We start from the raw sequence: 17,239 nt of genomic DNA, 5'->3' as shown, positions 1-17,239 counted from the left end.
TTTGGGGGTTAATGAATGAATTATATCGGTATCGACTTAGCGTGAACCTATGCCAATGAATCGGGAATTTGTGTGATCGCTGACAATGGAGAATCGTCTATTGTGAGTCCAAGGTTTTCAGCGACGAAATGATTGCGGCAATCGTTGAAGAGCATGCCTGGGAAGGAGCAATCGTTGGGATTGATGCTCCTTTAATCGTGAATAACGAAACAGGTGCCAGATACTGTGACGGAGCTATTATGAGAGAAAAAATTCATGGTAAAAATCTGTCCGTTTTCACCTGCAGTAAAAGCTTTATGCTAAACCACTTCGGAGTAGTTAGAGGAGAAGAGGTCGTAAAAGCCATTAGAAAGCGGATGCCAGCTTTTTCTCTCACGGGTGACCTAACCAATAAAAAGCACGTGATTATCGAAACCTTTCCCACGGGAATAACTTTAGGCCTTTTTCCCGATGCTTTTCCCATTAAATATAAAATCAAACATAAGGTTAAATTTGAAACAACTAAAACTGAGATGGGCCGGAGCATTAACCTTTTAAAAAGGTTGAGTGATTTCAATCCCCCCGTCCATAATATAGAAGATTTCTTCAATCATTCATCGAGCATTCAAGCATTGCCAAAGAAGAGGTATAAGAACCTTGAGGACAAGCTGGATGCTTTTTTATGTGCTTACGCCGCTTATTGGCTGGCCAATCATAAAGGGAAGGTTTTCGGGGATGATCAGGATGGGTTCATTACCATCCCAATAATTGACGAGAATGGAGTCCGTGACGGCAGATCAGAGAGGGTAAAAGTCAAATGTGGGCGATTGTTAGGGCCAGAATTGCGGACTTAATGCTATTCGTGTGGGAACCCCTTAAATAACTTTTTTATCTACATCATTAAGAAGCCGATTAATCTCCAGAATGGAATGAGGATCACGAAAACGAAGATCATAGTTAATACGGTTTTAGCTGCTTGGAACTTGACAAAATCGGACAGCTTTACGATTCCAAACGAGAAGAAGATCAAGTATAGGACATATTGATAGGGCAATATAATCGAGTCGAATGATATTTGCATGAACATATACCAGGCAGCAGGGTTAATTCCAAAGCTCATAGCAATTTGGGTGAGCGGTAAGGTGAAGGCGGACATAATGGCCAGCGGAGTCATCAAGAAGTTCAGACTAAAGACCATCGCATAGATCGTGCCAAAAATAAACATAATCCCTTTACCGGCGAGTAACGGCATGATGACCGCGGCGACAACTTTTCCTATGCCTAAGACTCCAGCCGTCGTTCCAATACCCATACAGGAAGCGGTGAAGATCGCCATTCCATAATTGACGTTTTTGAGGTCTTCGTTGGTAGCTACGCTTAATCCGGGGAAGTAGAGCAACATCGGGAAAATTATAAAGCCCCAGCCAGCCTCTATCTTATGGTATTGAGTAGTTAAGAGAAAAATAAAAAGAAAAACACTCATAATAATAATCTTTTTCTCATCTAAGGACATTTTCCCTAATTTCTGCAATTCAACCTTAAAATACTCTTTAGCATTGACGGGTACTGATGGTTTAAACATTTTGGTAATGATCCAGAACATAAAGGCATAGAAAAGAAAGGATACACTATTGTTCATGAAGTACTGAATCCAGGTCAAATTGACCGGACCAGCTACTCCTTGACCTAATCCTGTCAGCAAACCATAGTAGGCGTTAAAGATGAACCATGCCGGAAGCAGTGCGGCAATCGCTGCAGCCATGGTGATGCCGGCTGTTTCTTTTCCTACGTCAAGATTCAAGGCCTTACAAAGACCATAAGCTAAAGCAGCTAAAGGGAAAACGGTATTTCCAGGAATCATGAGATAGAGTACTATCCCGGCCAAAGCTAATCCCCAGATAATGCCGTTATAACTTGCCCCAGTTAACAAAATGGAGTTATAGGCAATACGTTTGAGCAAATTTGTGCGATCCATGACATTGGCCAGAAATAAACCACCAATGGCAAACCATGGAATATAGGTTGACCATGGAGCAAAAACTGCTGCAGCAGGTGCTTGGGCTATGACGACATAGGCAATTGGTAATAAAATTGCGATAGCAGTCTGATTTAGGTTACCAAAAATAAAGGTTAAAATTGCGAATAGAGTTATACTTAAGTATAGTCTGATCTGGGGGGTGAAAAGTTCGTTAGTTGGGATAAGCAAAATTGCAAGTGGCAGAGCAAAGGTCATGATCATGATGATTAAATTTTTCATACTAATGGGTTGTTTTTCTGTTTGAACTGACATACATTAACCTCCTCAAATATTGTTTGTAGAAAAGTGACAATGATACTTTGATTTTTGTATAGCTTCATCCTTTCTTTATGACATTAATATCAATATCCCTGTGTTAAAATGAAATGAGGTTTTTCCTAAGATTGTGAAAGTTGTTTCTAGCACAGTTTAGATTGTTAAATGCTTTTTGACCAACAATGTTTTATTGATAAGGTATCAACTATTTATTGTGCTAATGATTCTTATTGAAAAAACTAATACTATTCTCGTCCACTGACCCAGCTTGTCGTCAATGGCGAGACATTTGGACGGAATAGCTACCAACGGTTATAAAAGACGCAAAAAAGAGTAGGAGATCTGGCCTAATGGTCAAATCCCCTACTTTTTTTATACTAGGTGGTATTCTCATAGTGTTATTACAAAGATAAATTGTGACGCATACATAAAATCCTTGTTTGTGATAAGTATTGCAAACAAATATACTTTGAACTACAAAACAGCCCTCACATCACATAATGGACATGGTCAAAAAGTTACAACCATGGTTTACTCGTCATATAAGTTTTATAAATCTCCAGAAGATCCAAACCTGCCGATGATAGGGGATGTTTCATAGAGATGAGCAATCCAAAATCCATACCAACGCTGTCTTTTATCGGGATTGCAATGATTGATTTTTCATTGAATAAGCTAATATCTGCGAGTGTTGTAATACCTAGGGCTTTACTGTGAATAATGGACTTCAGGTACATTTCTCGATTATTCGTTTTAACAATGATATTTAGTTGATTTAAATCCCCGAACAATTGATTTAGGATTTCAAAATATGGTTCTTGATTATAGGCTACAATTGGGTGCTTTTTTATCTCAGTTTTGTTAAAGATTATCTTCTTAGCTAAGGGAGATGATTTAGCCACACAAACCATAAATTGATAATTGCTGATCTTTTCAAAGACTATTTGGTTGTTTTCTAGGTGTTGGTAATTATAGTGATCAGATAAATTAACAAGTCCTATATTAGTAGACCCTTCATTAAGCTTCGTAACGATATCATTCGGTTTTTGTTCTTCAATGTGTACAATGATGTCAGCATGCTTTTTTCGAAATAAATCTAGGATCTGAGGTAAAAAGTCGGTCATATGGGGAGTTATACCAATGGTTAATTTATTGCTCGAATTCGAAATGTAATCACTCGTATAGGGTCCCATACTTTCGAGTAACTCCTCGTATTTAAGTATAACCTCCTTGGTTTTTTCTACAGCCTTGTTACCTGCCGCTGTTAGAGATACTCCTTGGCGACTGCGCCGAAGCAAAGCAACATTTAAGTCTGCTTCAAGTTTTTGAATTGCTTGGCTTAAGCCTTGTTGAGAAATGAAGAGACGATCTGCAGAAAGTGTTATGGATTTTGTTTTTGCTATATCAACTAAATAATAGAGATGCTCTATACGCATAGTCAAACACCTTCCTATAGTTATAATATGTCGAATTTCCATATCTAATGTGTATTTAACTTATTATACACATTATAAGTCACATTACATTAGTCACAACCCATAATTACAAAAAACGAAAGGATGAATAGGTTGCCTACTGATAAAAAAACAGGCTGATGAATTAAACTTCTTAAATGTTTCGTAAAGGTTGCTTATGGCCCACTACACAAAATAAGAGGATTTAAAAGGAGAGAAGATTATGAAACAATATTTAGAAACTCAAAAACATTTAATCACGTTACAACATGAATCCGAAGAAAAGTTTTTATCTGAATTTAGAGCAGGAAACTATACTTTGAAAAATCCTTATGTTGTTAAAAACCCATATTTGGTTAACCCACTGGCCGCAGTGATATGTTTTAATACCAAAGAAGAAGTTGCGGTTAAAGTAACTGTGAAGGGTAAAGCAGTAGAAGGGGATTTCGAGCATACTTTTGCTGCCGCTCGGGAGCACGTGTTGCCTATTTATGGATTATATGATGCTTATGAGAATACCGTTGTTTTAACGCTGGAAAATGGTGAAACAGCTGAGGTGAAAATAGAAGTTGAAGAATTAAACGTAAACAAAGCCTTAACTTGTGATACGACTTATGATTACTTTGGCAAAGATATTATGATTATATCAACGGCTACTCCTCTAGTTGATTCCGCCAGAACTTGTGGTTTTGATTACGCCGGTGATTTAAGATGGGTGATGACTGAAAAAGCAAGCTATGATATTAAGCAACTAGCTAACGGAAGACTTTTAGTAACTTCTTACCGCTCATTGCAAAAACCTTACTATACTGTAGGACTTATGGAAATAGGCTTTTGTGGTAAAATCTACGTCGAATACAGACTGCCGGGTGGATATCACCATGATGCAATAGAATTAGAAAACGGCAACTTATTAGCGGCTTCGGATAATAATTTCGATGAATCTGTTGAGGACTATGTTGTTGAAATTGATAGAGAAACCGGCTCAATCGTTAAATCCTGGGATTTGCTTAAGATATTGCCGAGAGAACAAGGTAAAGCGGGAGATTGGAATCACCATGACTGGTTCCACAATAACTCTGTTTGGTATGACAAACCCACCAATTCCATTACGATGTCCGGACGGCACCAGGATGCTGTCATTAACTTTAATTATGATACCGGCAAGTTAAACTGGATTCTCGGTGACTCTGAAGGCTGGGGAGAAGAGTGGCAAAAATATTTCTTCAAAAATGTAACTAAAGGCGATTTTGATTGGCAGTATGAGCAGCATGCGGCTAGAATTCTACCTAACGGAGATGTCTTCGTCTTTGATAACGGAACCTATCGATCCAAAACCAAGGAAAACCGAGTGCAGCCCAATGATAATTTCTCCAGAGGGGTTATTTACAGAATAGATATTGACAAAATGGAAATAGAACAAGTCTGGCAGTATGGCAAAGAAAGAGGAGCAGAATTCTATTCCCCATATATCAGCAATGTAGATTACTACGGTGAAGGACACTACATGGTTCACTCAGGCGGTATCTCAACCTTCAGGGGGAAGCATACCGATGATTTAGGGGCACTGCAATTAAATATGCATAAAGACGAGCATCTTCACTTAACATTGGAAATGATCACTGTAGAATTGCTCAACAATGAAGTTAGGTATGAATTAAAGGTTGTAGGCGGCAATTACTTCAGAGCCAGAAGACTTGCCTTATATGATGAAAAAACTCAATACGGGCTGGGTAAAGGGAAATTCTTAGGTGGTTTTGGAGTTACTCCGGAATTTGGTCTGAAAGTTAAGTTTAAAGAGGCCGGTGTGGAACTGCCGGAAAAATATGCTCTCTCCTTAGTGCTTGAAGAAGATCGATTGGCGCTGCGCGGCACATTTGTGGAAGGTTCCCAGGTTCTGCTGGAATTAAAAGGTGCGGATGGCTCTAAGTTCTACTCAGTACCCACCGAAGTGCATGACATCACAGCCGCCTGTGTATCGTTTGAAGAACAAAAGGAAAATGATGTGCAGTACTATGTGAGCAGGGAAGGTTTGTCCGGTGAATTTGATATTTATATGAATATCGATAACCTGAAGTACGAAATAAAAGCTTCATTAAAACTATAAAAACTGTAGTTAGTGTTATATCTATAAATTGATTGGAGTTCTACCGTGATAACTTCACGGTAGAACCTCTATGGTTGTACAAGGGAGGTATATAAATGGAACTCAAAAAAATTAACGCTGAGCTTTTTAATAAAGCAATTTATGATAACAATGAGGCCTGCGTAGTTGTATTTACCAGACATGATTGTCACGTATGTAAAGAAGTTGTTCCTAGGTTGGAAGAAGTATCAGAAAAGTATCAAGCCAAATTATCGTTTTACGCTCTGGATGTTGAGCAGGATAAAGCTTTGTTTAAAAGTTTTTCCCTAAAGGGTGTTCCTCAGCTGTTATTTTTCAAAGACGGGGAGTTTTATGGAAAGTTAGCAGGCGATGTTGAGGAAGAAGACATGGTAGGAAAAATTGAAGAGCTATTATAAGCTATTATAGAGGTGCATGATGAATCATTATGATATCGTAATCATTGGTGGAGGACCTGCAGGCTTATCGGCTGCTATTTATGGTGCCAGGGCGAGATTAAAAACTTTGGTGATTTATAAAGGGGTAATAGGCGGAATGGCCGAAACCACTAGGGAGATTGTAAACTATCCCGGGTATGGACAAACAACCGGCCCCCAATTAATGCAAGACTTTAAAAAACATGCCGAAGATTTTGGAGCAGAATTTCTCAATGATGAGGTTATGGAAGTAGATTTCTCACTAGACGAGAAATTAATTAAAACCAAAAAAGGAAAAGAGCTTACGGCTAAAGCAGTGATCATAGCCAGTGGTTGCAAGCCAAGACTGCTGAACATTCCGGGTGAAACTAAATTAAGAGGCAGTGGTGTAGCATATTGTGCTACTTGTGATGCTGAATTCTTTGAAGATGAAGATGTAGTTGTCATCGGCAGCGGTGACCAGGCCATTGAAGAAGGCATGTACATTACTAAATTCGCTAATATGGTGACTACAATCGTTTTACATGATGATGGGATACTTGATTGCAATAAGCTTAGTGCTGAAAAGGCCTTTAACAATGAAAAGATGAATTTCGTTTGGAATTCCACTATTGAAGAAGTATTAGGTAAAGAGAATGTTGAGGGAGTTAAAATCAAGAACATTAAGACAGGAGAAAGCAGTGAGCTAACCTGTCAGGGGGTATTCTTTTTTGTAGGCATGATACCATCTACCGGATTTTTGCATGACAGCGGTGTGGAGATGGATCAAAAAGGATATATTCCGGTTAACGAGTTAATGGAAACGAATATTGAAGGTGTTTATGCCGTTGGTGACAACAGGGTCAAGTATTTAAGACAGATTGTTTCAGCTGCAGGTGATGGTGCAACTGCAGCAGTGGCAGCGGAAAGATATATAGAAGAGTTTAATGATTTTAAGGCAAATGTTTTAGAAAGCGATAAGCCTGTCATACTGTCCTTTTTTAACCCTATAGTTGCAGGGAGCCTGACTTTTAATACTGTTTTAGAAAAAGTGGTTAGTGATAGCGGCAGCAAGTATAAAATAGTTAAAGTTGATATTTCCAGGAAGAAAATGCTAGCAAAACAATATGGTGTCAAAGAAACACCTTTCAGTATTGTTCTAAATAAAGACACAGTTATCAAACAATTAAATTGTTTGATGGATTCTGAGAATTTAAATGCTCAATTGCAAGATAATATTTCGGCGGTCCGTGATTGTCCCGCTAAAGAAAGTTAGCCCTTCAAGTTCTGATGAAGGTGCAATGGGTTGGCCTAAGAAAGTTGAGCCTTTAGGGTCATTTAAGTTTTAAATATTCAAAGCGCATAAGAGATTGGGGCATACCCCCAATCTCTTTATGCAATCATGTCTCTAAATCGCCAATCTAAAGAAATGAAAATTAAGTTCATATCATTTTCCTGAAGTGAAAATTATTTACATACCCAACTTTTATTAACCCTTCCGGCTTTAGCAGCTATGTCTTATTGCGTTGTGCGTTGTTAGCTGGCTCTGCTTCAAGTATAATTACCCAAAAGACCATGGCTGTCATATCAATGTATGTAATAAACTACAGATGACTTAATCGGGACTCGTGTATTGGAGTGAAATAGAATTGGAAAAACTTATCGTTTTGGGAACTGGTCATGCTTTTGTGACGAAATGCTATAACACCTGTTTTGCAATCTCTAACGGGAAGGAAAACATTTTAGTGGATGCTGGAGGTGGGAATGGCATTATTGGAATCTTGCAAAAAGCTCAAATTCCTGTTACTGATATACATAATGCCTTTGTTACACATCGGCATACAGATCATTTATTGGGTATGGTGTGGGTTATTCGTAGTATAGCATCACTAATCCTTACTGACCGATATGATGGAACCTTTAAGATTTACTGCCATATCGAGCTAGTTAACAATATCTTAGCGCTAACTGATGCGACATTGGATAAAGAACTTACTGATTTAATTGGAAAGAGAATTATCCTAATTCCTGTAGCAGATGGACAGAAGGAAATTCTAGCAGGGTACGAGGTTACCTTTTTTGATATACATTCAACGAAAGCAAAACAGTTTGGCTTTACTACAAAAATTAATAATGGTAAAACTCTTACGTTTCTGGGAGATGAACCTTATAATTCGTTATGTAAGGAATACGTAGAAAATATTGACTGGTTATTAAGCGAGGCGTTTTGTCTTTATAGTGAACGGGAAATCTTCAAACCCTACGAGAAAAACCATAGCACAGTAAAGGAAGCCTGTGAACTTGCCACAAAATTGAACATTAAAAATATTGTTCTGTGGCACACTGAGGACAAAAACATTGAACAACGCAAGCAGTTATATACGACTGAGGGAAAAATCTATTATAACGGAAATATTTTTGTTCCGAACGACTTAGAAGTCATTGAACTATAAGGAAATGTAAATTGAGGAATTTTATTACTTATTCGCACAATAAACGGGCTAATCGCCATGTTATGGAGCAGAAAAGTAGAATAAATAACTTTATGCATCCCTGTGAGGAACAGAGTCCTTCAAGTTTAACGTTTGGCTGAGGTAACAATTTCAGGCCGCCCCGTTTTCTGAGGCGGCCTGAATCCGGCAAATAGTCAGGGATAAGTATTATCTTTTGCCTGGAAGATTATGCAGTAATATCTGTAACAGGTTGTCATCTCATAATTGCATTTGCAACACTCGTTGTTATGATCATAAAGAAGAAATAACCGCCCCAGGCAAGGAAAAGCCTACTCAATCCGAGCTGCAATTGGCAACCAGGTTTCTTTGGTCAGAAAGCTCTCGTCCACTTGGGCTTCTAACTCTAAAAACCGTTTATAGGGAATACTGAATGAAAGGATGTCTTTGTCGATGAATTTACGTGCCGAGGGATCAGTTAGCCCTACAATGCACTTGGAATTATCATTCTCTACTTGCTCAAGAGCATAGAGTACGGACTGATGACAGCCGGCACCAAATTCTATTTTGACATTGTCTTGGGTCGATTTATCATAATTAGCGAACTGTACCAGAGCAGATAGTTGGTCTGCATTAACAAGGAAGATAACGATTTCCGGTGTTTCGTCCTCAGCCAACTCTAGTAAAGGTTTAAAGACAATATAAGTTTTTGCGGTAACTTCCGGTAATCCGGTAGCAAATTTTGCTGCAAGCTCGGGACTTTTTTTATAGAATTCTCCTTCTCTATCTCCTACACCGCCGGTTGACAAAAAATATTCAATAAAGCCTAATTGAAAGCGGTTAAAACCAAGGCCAACTTTGCCCCCTACACATGAGGTTGTTTTGTCGTCAAAAACAGCGACACGGCCTTTGGCGGCAGCATTTAACATGGAAATCACGCAGCCCCATTTTCCTTCCTTAAACTGTAAGGCCCCTTCAGGTTTGAGATCTGTACGGAATACTGCAACGGGTTGGGTTTTAAGTTTTATGGAATCGGCAATCTTGCTTTTCATACTAACACCTCTTATTCTTCTTTTCGCTTATTAATCCTGAATAGCATGATTCTTGGGGTTGTCATTGATTATAAAACTAACGATTACTGGTGGTTAATGCAGACGCAATTTATAAACAGTTTTTCATACCAGTTACCTCCTTTTATCGTTTTAGTCCACCCTAATTAATTCTGGGTTATAGTTGTCATAACAACTATAACCCTAAAATAATACTAGTTGATATTATCGTACATTTGATTTAACAGTTTTATCATTTCTGCGATTTTTTGTTTTTCGATTCCTTGTGTAGCTTCCTCTAATAATTGGATAGCCTTAGGAACTAATTCATCTTTTAATGCCCAACCACGATTAGTTAGAAAAATTTGATAAGCTCTTCTATCTACTGGATGAGGCTTACGGACAATTAATTCTTTTGTTTGTAATTTTTCAAGAATGCGATTAGTATTTGGTTTATCTTTAAAGATCATATCAGCCAACTCTTTAGGGCTAAGACCTTCTTGTGTCCATAAACAGTTAAGTACAGACCATTGTTCCGGTGTTACATTATATTCATTGAATCGTTGTAATAACTTATTTTTAAGTTTTGTATTTGTCTTACTTAGTATAAATCCCAATGAATCCTCTAATTTAAAGTCCATCTTAATCGTCACCTCAGTTGTCTTAACAACTATATTATAAATGCGTTGTATTTTTCAGTCAATATTAAGATAGATGAATTCATATCAAGATCTCCTAAGGGAGTAATTAAATTACAAAAGAGAAGATAACATGATTGTGAATGCCAATTAATCATGTTATTATTTTCATAAACTTGGTGAAACTGAGATAATCTATATGCTAAAGGAGATGTTGTAATGAGTAAAAAGGTACTCATTGTTGGTGGAGTTGCAGGGGGAGCCAGTGCTGCAGCACGCTTGCGCCGTTTGGATGAAGAGGCGGAAATCATTATCTTTGAGCGGGGAGAACATATATCATATGCTAACTGCGGCTTACCGTATTATGTCAGTGGAGTTATTAATGAGCGGGAAGCTCTCTTGGTTTCAAAGCCTGAAGCTATGAGAAACCGCTTCCGTATTGATGTGAGAATCTTTAGTGAGGTTACCCGTATTTTTCCTGAGGAAAAAGCCGTCGAAGTCCAAGAACAGAGTGGTAAGGTCTACCGAGAATCTTATGATCAATTGATCCTTTCTCCCGGGGCAGCTCCTCTGCGGCCGCCGATTCCCGGGATCAATGACATCGAGGCTCTTGTAGTACGTAATGTTACAGATATTGATCAGATTAAACGATTTATCGATGAGCAGCAACCTAAAACGGCAGCAGTCGTGGGAGGGGGCTTTATCGGCCTGGAAATGGCAGAAAATCTCCATGCCAGAGGAGTAGATACAACGATTATCGAAATGAGCAATCAGGTCATGGCTCCTTTGGATTATGAAATGGCAGCAATTCTTCATGAGCACATTTTCAATAAAGGAATCAACCTCATTTTGGAAGATGGGGTAAAATCCTTTGCGAAAAAGGAAAATGGAGCTCTTATTACACTCCAAAGTGGCCAGGAAGTGCAAGCTGATTTAACGATCTTGGCTATTGGTGTCAAACCGGAAATTAAATTAGCGAAGGAAGCCGGGCTAACTATCGGAGAGTTAGGTGGCATCAAAGTTAATGAACGACTCCAGACCTCAGACCCTAATATTTACGCTGTTGGCGATGTCATTGAGGTAAAACACTTAGTAACAGGACAAGCTGCGCTCCTGCCCCTTGCCGGGCCTGCTAATAAACAAGGACGAATTGTGGCCGACATTATTGCCGGGCGGGACAAGAAATATGAGGGAACTCAAGGCACTGCTATTGCCAAGGTTTTTGATTTAGTTGCGGCGTCCACCGGAGCGAATGAAAAAATGCTTAAGAAATTAGGAATTCCTCATGAAGTGTTGTTTACTCACTCCAATTCCCACGCCGGGTATTATCCTGGAGCAACAAGATTATCCATAAAACTTGTCTTTGATAAAAATAATGGCCGAGTCCTGGGTGCCCAGGCCGTCGGAGCTCAGGGTGTCGATAAACGGATTGATGACATTGCCGGGGTAATTCGTAACCAAGGGACTATTTATGATTTGCAGGAACTCGAACTGGCCTACGCCCCGCCCTTTTCATCGGCTAAAGATCCTGTGAACATGGCCGGCTATGTGGCGGAAAACATCATTAATGGTGATGTTCAAATGATCCATTGGCAGGAACTTAGTAAACTTAAAGCAAAAGATATATGTATCATCGATGTACGGGATGAAGAAGAACGTAGAGCTAAATTTATCCCCGGCTCGCTGCATATCCCTGTCAATGACCTGCGCAGCAAATTATCGGAACTTCCCAAAGATAAGGAAATCGTCGTTTACTGCGAGATTGGGCTGCGAGGCTATGTTGCTTATCGAATTTTAACTCAACATGGATTTACTCAAGTTAGGAATTTGTGCGGAGGTTGGGTCACATATTATCCGGCTGTTTTTGGATAAGGTATCAAATCGGCAGCAGTCCAAAAACCGGTTACGGCTGATAACTTAAATCTCCCTCCCATAAAAATATGACGTCGCCAAAATACTTTGGGGGCGTCATATTTTTATGGGAACTCTATTATCGATTTTACAGTCTGTGGATCCCTCTATGATTTCCGAGCAAAGGTGTCGCAACAAAAGAATTAATGAGTCGGAGTGAATTACATAATATTCCATATCGTATTAACCTTTTTGAAAAAGTTTGTGATATAATATTGTAAATAGTGCTATTGACGTAATATGATTCAAAGGAGGTAAGAGCAATGTCAGTTAAAAAGGTTACGATAGAAGAAATCAAAGCTATTGTTGAACCGATTGCACGGAAATATGGTGTTGAACGGGTGTATCTATTTGGCTCTTATGCTCGTGGAGATGTTACAGAAAACAGTGATGTGGATTTACGAGTGGATAAAGGATCTCTTAAAGGGATGTTTGCTTTATGTGGGTTGTATACGGAAATTGAGGAAGCTTTACAGATAAAAGTCGATGTTCTGACAACGGGAAGTCTGGAAGATGATTTTCTTCGTAAAATCCAGAAGGAGGAAGTGCTTTTATATGCAGAATAACCGAAACGCTGATGTACTGCGGCGATTCAGCGGTTTGGGAAGGACTATACTGTGTTTGCCCGAGATTCTGTTTATAAGAATGCCACAGCTCTTTGTGTTTTACAAATAGGAGAACTGACCACTCACCCTTTCGGACGATTTTAAAAATACCTATACTGGAATTCCATGGACACAAATCAAGGCATTACGTAATGTAGTTGCTCATAACTATGGTAAAATTGACGATGAGAGCTTATGGGAAACGATTACAAGTGATATTCCGAAACTCAAGGACTATTGTTTAAATATTATTCAACAGCTTGTCAACAAACAGTTCTAAGTGTTATACATTTTCATTTTAAACATTTTGCAGTACATACTTTCTGAAGCAACTATTAATCAGGGCTAACCATTCGTTTAGACAATCTGCTGGGCTGGCGTGCTTGCAACACGTCGGTCCTTTTTTAATATTTACCCATAGATTGTAAACTAGCAACCAGCTCTCATCTGGGACCTTAGACGCTAAAGCAAGGTGCCGCTTAGATTAAGAGTCGTAAATAGTTGCTGCTTTTCAACAAGGGGTGCAGGGTAATTCTAAGCCTTGTCGAATTTGTTTCTTAAGTAGCATTGCGCAAAGAATTCCAGGTTGAAGGAAAATTGTGAATGAAAAAAAGAAGTTTAATTCTGCAGTTATTCATTATGTTGTTTATCATTCTCCAATGCCTCATTGGGTTTTTGGCCTTTTCGACCTATAAATATGCGGAATCAGTTATCCTCAAAGAGGTAATTCAGCTGAACACTAATATGCTTCAGCAGATTGCCATCAGGATCAATCAGGAATTAAAGGATGTTGAAGTTCTAGCCAGCCGCATTGCCTATGATACAAGTATTATTGAATCCCTGAAAAAAAGCTCAGGCGGAGAGAGTGCCAACAAGGAACAGCTTCTGAAAATTGAAGGAATTATGTCGGGTTACATCTGGTCTTATCGAAGTACGGCCATGCTCATCGACGCCCATTTGATCGATAAGCGCGGCACTACCTACTCCACCTCCTATTCCATGTCATCCAATCAGGAGGCTGACTTAGCTGCCTTTGACAAAGCTCTGGAAAATGGCAAGGATAGTGAAATTTTTCCCATCAAGTCTTACTTTACTGCCACAGGGGGATATAATTATTATTTCCAGCTAGCCAGAAAAGTTGAAGACTATATTTCCAAACAAGACTATGGGGTGCTCTTGTTAAATGTCAATGAAAAACTACTGGGTGATAATTATATTCGTTTGACCAATGAAGAAAAAGATTTCTTTATCGTTGACCGGGATGGGCTGATCATTTCTCACAAGGATAAAAACAAAATCAATGAAAAACTGAATAGCTTTGTGGAAGCCAATAGCAAAAACAAGCTGAATAACTATTATTTGAAAGATGATAAGCTCTTTATTTCTCAACCGATCAGCGGTTACGGTTGGTACATTGTCGAGTCTGTTTCTTTAGCAAGTGCCTTGATGCCTCTCAAAAAAATTGAGCTGTTTTTAATTGCTTTTGGGATTTTATGCACTTTACTGACTGGTGTGGTACTAAGCGTTGTAGCAAGAAAGATTGCGGAACCCTTAAGTTTACTCACCAACAAAATGACTGAATTCAATCATGGTGATCTTTCCATTCAAATTCAGGATAGTACCTATAAGGAGTTTTCGGAAATCTCCATTTCCTTTAATGAACTGATTCAGCGGGTGAATTTTTTGCTGAAAGAAAACGTCAACAATGAACGACAAAAACGCTTGCTGGAGCTTGATTTTTTGCGAGCTCAAATCAATCCGCATTTTATCTACAACACCTTAAGCTCCATTCGCTTTTATGTTGAAATGGGGAAAAACAAAGAAGCAGAGGAGATGCTTTATCATTTTTCTAAGCTGTTGCGCAGGGTGCTGTCCCGAGCGGGTGAATTCGTACTGATAAGGGATGAGGTTAAGCATTTGGAGGACTACGTAGCCCTGCAAAAGATGAGATATTCCAACGCCTTTATCGTAGAATTTTTACTGGATGAAAACGCCTTAAATGTTCAGATCCCCTCCTTTATCCTGCAGCCAATTATCGAAAATGCAATTTTTTACGGCTTGCAGGTCAATAGATTGCTCGTGATTAAGGTGGAAGCTGAATTAGCAGACCATGATTTATATATCACGATTTCCGACAACGGAATCGGCATGAGCCAGGAGAAAATTAGCGAGATCTTCAATAAAGAGGTTCAAATGAGCAGAGTAGGAATTTTAAATGTGCATGAACGAATTAGAATTCTTTACGGAGGCGCCTACGGTCTGACCATTGAACAGAATGAGCCGGAAGGAACTAAAGTAATTCTTAAATTACGATATGCATAGGAGGAATTATGTTAAGAATTGTCATTGCAGATGATGAACTGCCGATTCGGGAGTGGCTGAACTATTGTCTGAAAGATAAAAATACCAGGTTGGAGATTGTCGGAATCGCCTCAGATGGTTTGCAGGCCCAAGAGCTGGCGGTGAAAGAGAAGCCTGATGTGGTGATCATGGATATCAGGATGCCGAAAATGGATGGAATTACGGCGATGAAAAATATTAAGAAAGTACTGCCTCAGACGGAATTTGTTATCTTGACAAATTACGCTGATTTTTCCTATGCCAAGCAAGCAATTACCTGCGGTGCTAAGGAGTACATCTTGAAGTCTGAATTAAGAAGCTCGGAATTAATTGAAATACTGGCAAAAATTGAAGAGGATCGCTCTACGCAATATGACAGACCAAGAATCGCGGATCAGTTGGAACGTGCGGCCCAAAAAACCCTGACAGAGTATTCCGGCGAGCATATTGACAACAACAACCAATTTATCGAAAAGGCCTTAATTTATATTCATGAACATTTCGATAAAACCATTTCCCTGGCAGATGTTGCCGGTCAGGTGTATCGGTCTCCTGAGTATTTCAGCCGATTGTTTAAGGAGGTAACCGGCGAAAACTTTAGTATTTACCTGATCAATTATCGATTGACCCAAGCGAGAAAACTATTAATCAATACAGATTTTAAAATTACAGATATAGCGTATAGGGTAGGGTACCAGAATCCAAGTTATTTCTCCAGACTTTACAAGAAGTATATGGGAATTACCCCAGAGGATGAGCGGAGAAAAAACAGCCTTAAAGCAAAATAGTGCTAAATGTTAAGAAAGTGACATGGGCTGGTGTACTGCAGCAAGATAGTGCTAGAAACTCGACATGACCGTTACTATCTGAGCGGCTTATTTTTGTTACAATTAGGCTAAGATTTGAAGGGCTGATCCTGATCCAATGGCAAAAACTAGATTTAATTGGGGGGTAAGAGAAATGTTAAAGAAAAAATCCAAATTGACAGCAGCTGTCTTGGCCGTCTTAATGCTATTTTTACTGACAGCATGTGGCACCACCAAAGTAGTAGATTCAGGTAAAAAAGGTGCAAGCGATTACAAAATGGTTCTGATATTACCCGGTCCTATTAACGATCAAAGCTGGAATGCCACAAACTACGCCGGGCTGGTTAAGTCCAATGCAACTCTGGGCACAAAAATGGAATACGTCGAAAACGTACAGGCGGCTGATTATGAGTCTACCTTTAGAAATTATGCTGAGCGTGGTTATAACCTGATTATGGCAGCAGGTACTCAATTTGATGAAGCGGCCAATAAGGTTGCGGAGAGCTATCCGAAAACAACCTTTTGCGTTGTCAATGGTATGGTTAGCAAGGGTCCGAATGTCGCTCCAATTTTCCCGAAAGAATATGAGGCCAGTTATATAGCTGCCTTAATGGCAGGAGAAGTTAGCAAAAACGGTCAATTTGCTACCATCGGCGGTTTCCCCAATAAGGCTATGGAGCATTTGCTGGATGTCTATGAAAAGGTTGCTGTGGATGTCGCCAAAGAGCGCGGAATCTCCAATGCCAAAGCAGTTCGGGCCTATGCCAATAGCTGGGATGATGTAGCTTTAGGCAAACAAATGGCCGCTACAATGATTGATAATGGCGCCGATATGATGTTTGTCTATGCCAATCAGGTTGGCTTAGGCTCTATCCAGGCCGCCAAGGAAAAAGGGGTTAAATTCATCGGTTTCTCCGGAGATCAAACAACGATTGACCCCAATACAGTTGTCAGTTCTGTAGTATTTGATTTTGAAACCTTCTACGTCTGGGCTATTCAAAAATACCTTGATAGCAGTTTAGATGGCAACAAAGTCCATGAAGCAGGAATTGCTGAGAATATCTTTAAGCCGGTCTATACAGCCAACATTAGTAAAGATGTTCAAGACAAAGTAGCTGCAGGCATGGAGAAAGCCAAAAAAGGTGAAGTTGATTTTAACGCAATGTTTGTCAATAAATAGACCGTCATGCCGCG

General features: G+C 39.3%; 14 protein-coding genes and 1 pseudogene. 11 read left to right on the top strand and 4 right to left on the bottom strand.

The annotated features are described in order from the left end of the window. Positions 1-128: 128 nt before the first annotated feature. Positions 129-833, top strand: coding sequence for a DUF429 domain-containing protein (locus tag M8E35_RS12035; RefSeq protein ID WP_252469338.1), 705 nt, complete (start codon positions 129-131; stop codon positions 831-833). A gap of 38 nt (positions 834-871) precedes the next feature. On the opposite strand, the gene M8E35_RS12030 is transcribed toward M8E35_RS12035, so the two are convergent. Next, positions 872-2,269, bottom strand: coding sequence for an SLC13 family permease (locus M8E35_RS12030; RefSeq protein WP_252469336.1), 1,398 nt, complete (start codon positions 2,267-2,269; stop codon positions 872-874). A gap of 521 nt (positions 2,270-2,790) precedes the next feature. Further along, complete coding sequence (locus M8E35_RS12025) at positions 2,791-3,708, bottom strand: LysR family transcriptional regulator (protein ID WP_252469334.1); 918 nt, start codon at positions 3,706-3,708, stop codon at positions 2,791-2,793. Between the two features lie 241 nt (positions 3,709-3,949). On the opposite strand from M8E35_RS12025, the gene M8E35_RS12020 reads away from it, so the two are divergent. The 4 genes from M8E35_RS12020 (at position 3,950) to M8E35_RS12005 (ending at position 8,699) form a co-directional block, all read left to right on the top strand. Further along, entirely contained in the window at positions 3,950-5,833 is a 1,884-nt protein-coding gene (locus M8E35_RS12020; RefSeq protein ID WP_252469332.1) for an aryl-sulfate sulfotransferase, read from the top strand. 95 nt (positions 5,834-5,928) lie between these two features. After that, on the top strand, positions 5,929-6,249 hold the full coding sequence (locus tag M8E35_RS12015) for a thioredoxin family protein (RefSeq protein WP_252469331.1): 321 nt from the start codon (positions 5,929-5,931) through the stop codon (positions 6,247-6,249). Positions 6,250-6,265: 16 nt separating this feature from the next. After that, on the top strand, positions 6,266-7,522 hold the full coding sequence (locus M8E35_RS12010) for an FAD-dependent oxidoreductase (protein ID WP_252469329.1): 1,257 nt from the start codon (positions 6,266-6,268) through the stop codon (positions 7,520-7,522). A gap of 373 nt (positions 7,523-7,895) precedes the next feature. Continuing rightward, positions 7,896-8,699: an MBL fold metallo-hydrolase gene (locus M8E35_RS12005; RefSeq protein ID WP_252469327.1), complete on the top strand. Its 804-nt coding sequence runs from the start codon at positions 7,896-7,898 to the stop codon at positions 8,697-8,699. 329 nt (positions 8,700-9,028) lie between these two features. Here M8E35_RS12005 and M8E35_RS12000 read toward each other — a convergent pair whose 3' ends face one another. Further along, positions 9,029-9,748, bottom strand: coding sequence for a DUF169 domain-containing protein (locus M8E35_RS12000; RefSeq protein WP_252469325.1), 720 nt, complete (start codon positions 9,746-9,748; stop codon positions 9,029-9,031). Between the two features lie 212 nt (positions 9,749-9,960). Continuing rightward, the gene (locus tag M8E35_RS11995) at positions 9,961-10,386 is read right to left on the bottom strand and encodes a MarR family winged helix-turn-helix transcriptional regulator (protein ID WP_252469324.1); all 426 of its coding nucleotides are present in this window, start codon (positions 10,384-10,386) and stop codon (positions 9,961-9,963) included. A gap of 216 nt (positions 10,387-10,602) precedes the next feature. Here M8E35_RS11995 and M8E35_RS11990 point away from each other — a divergent pair, with 216 nt between their 5' ends. The 6 genes and pseudogenes from M8E35_RS11990 (at position 10,603) to M8E35_RS11965 (ending at position 17,225) form a co-directional block, all read left to right on the top strand. Further along, complete coding sequence (locus tag M8E35_RS11990) at positions 10,603-12,255, top strand: FAD-dependent oxidoreductase (RefSeq protein WP_252469323.1); 1,653 nt, start codon at positions 10,603-10,605, stop codon at positions 12,253-12,255. A gap of 302 nt (positions 12,256-12,557) precedes the next feature. Next, positions 12,558-12,860 carry a nucleotidyltransferase family protein gene (locus M8E35_RS11985; RefSeq protein WP_135553209.1) on the top strand — a complete coding sequence of 101 codons (303 nt, stop codon included), beginning with the start codon at positions 12,558-12,560 and terminating at the stop codon, positions 12,858-12,860. A gap of 145 nt (positions 12,861-13,005) precedes the next feature. Further along, positions 13,006-13,179: pseudogene (locus M8E35_RS11980) on the top strand (HepT-like ribonuclease domain-containing protein); the annotation flags it as partial. Between the two features lie 323 nt (positions 13,180-13,502). After that, on the top strand, positions 13,503-15,221 hold the full coding sequence (locus M8E35_RS11975; RefSeq protein ID WP_252469322.1) for a sensor histidine kinase: 1,719 nt from the start codon (positions 13,503-13,505) through the stop codon (positions 15,219-15,221). 8 nt (positions 15,222-15,229) lie between these two features. After that, positions 15,230-16,027, top strand: coding sequence for a response regulator transcription factor (locus M8E35_RS11970; protein WP_252469321.1), 798 nt, complete (start codon positions 15,230-15,232; stop codon positions 16,025-16,027). A 172-nt stretch (positions 16,028-16,199) separates the two neighbouring features. Beyond that, entirely contained in the window at positions 16,200-17,225 is a 1,026-nt protein-coding gene (locus tag M8E35_RS11965; RefSeq protein ID WP_252469320.1) for a BMP family protein, read from the top strand. Positions 17,226-17,239: the final 14 nt, after the last annotated feature.

Source organism: Desulfosporosinus nitroreducens, assembly GCF_023897015.1.
Classification (GTDB): domain Bacteria; phylum Bacillota; class Desulfitobacteriia; order Desulfitobacteriales; family Desulfitobacteriaceae; genus Desulfosporosinus; species Desulfosporosinus nitroreducens.
The sequence above is the reverse complement of the archived record's forward strand: the minus strand, read 5'-3'. Positions and strand labels throughout refer to the sequence as shown.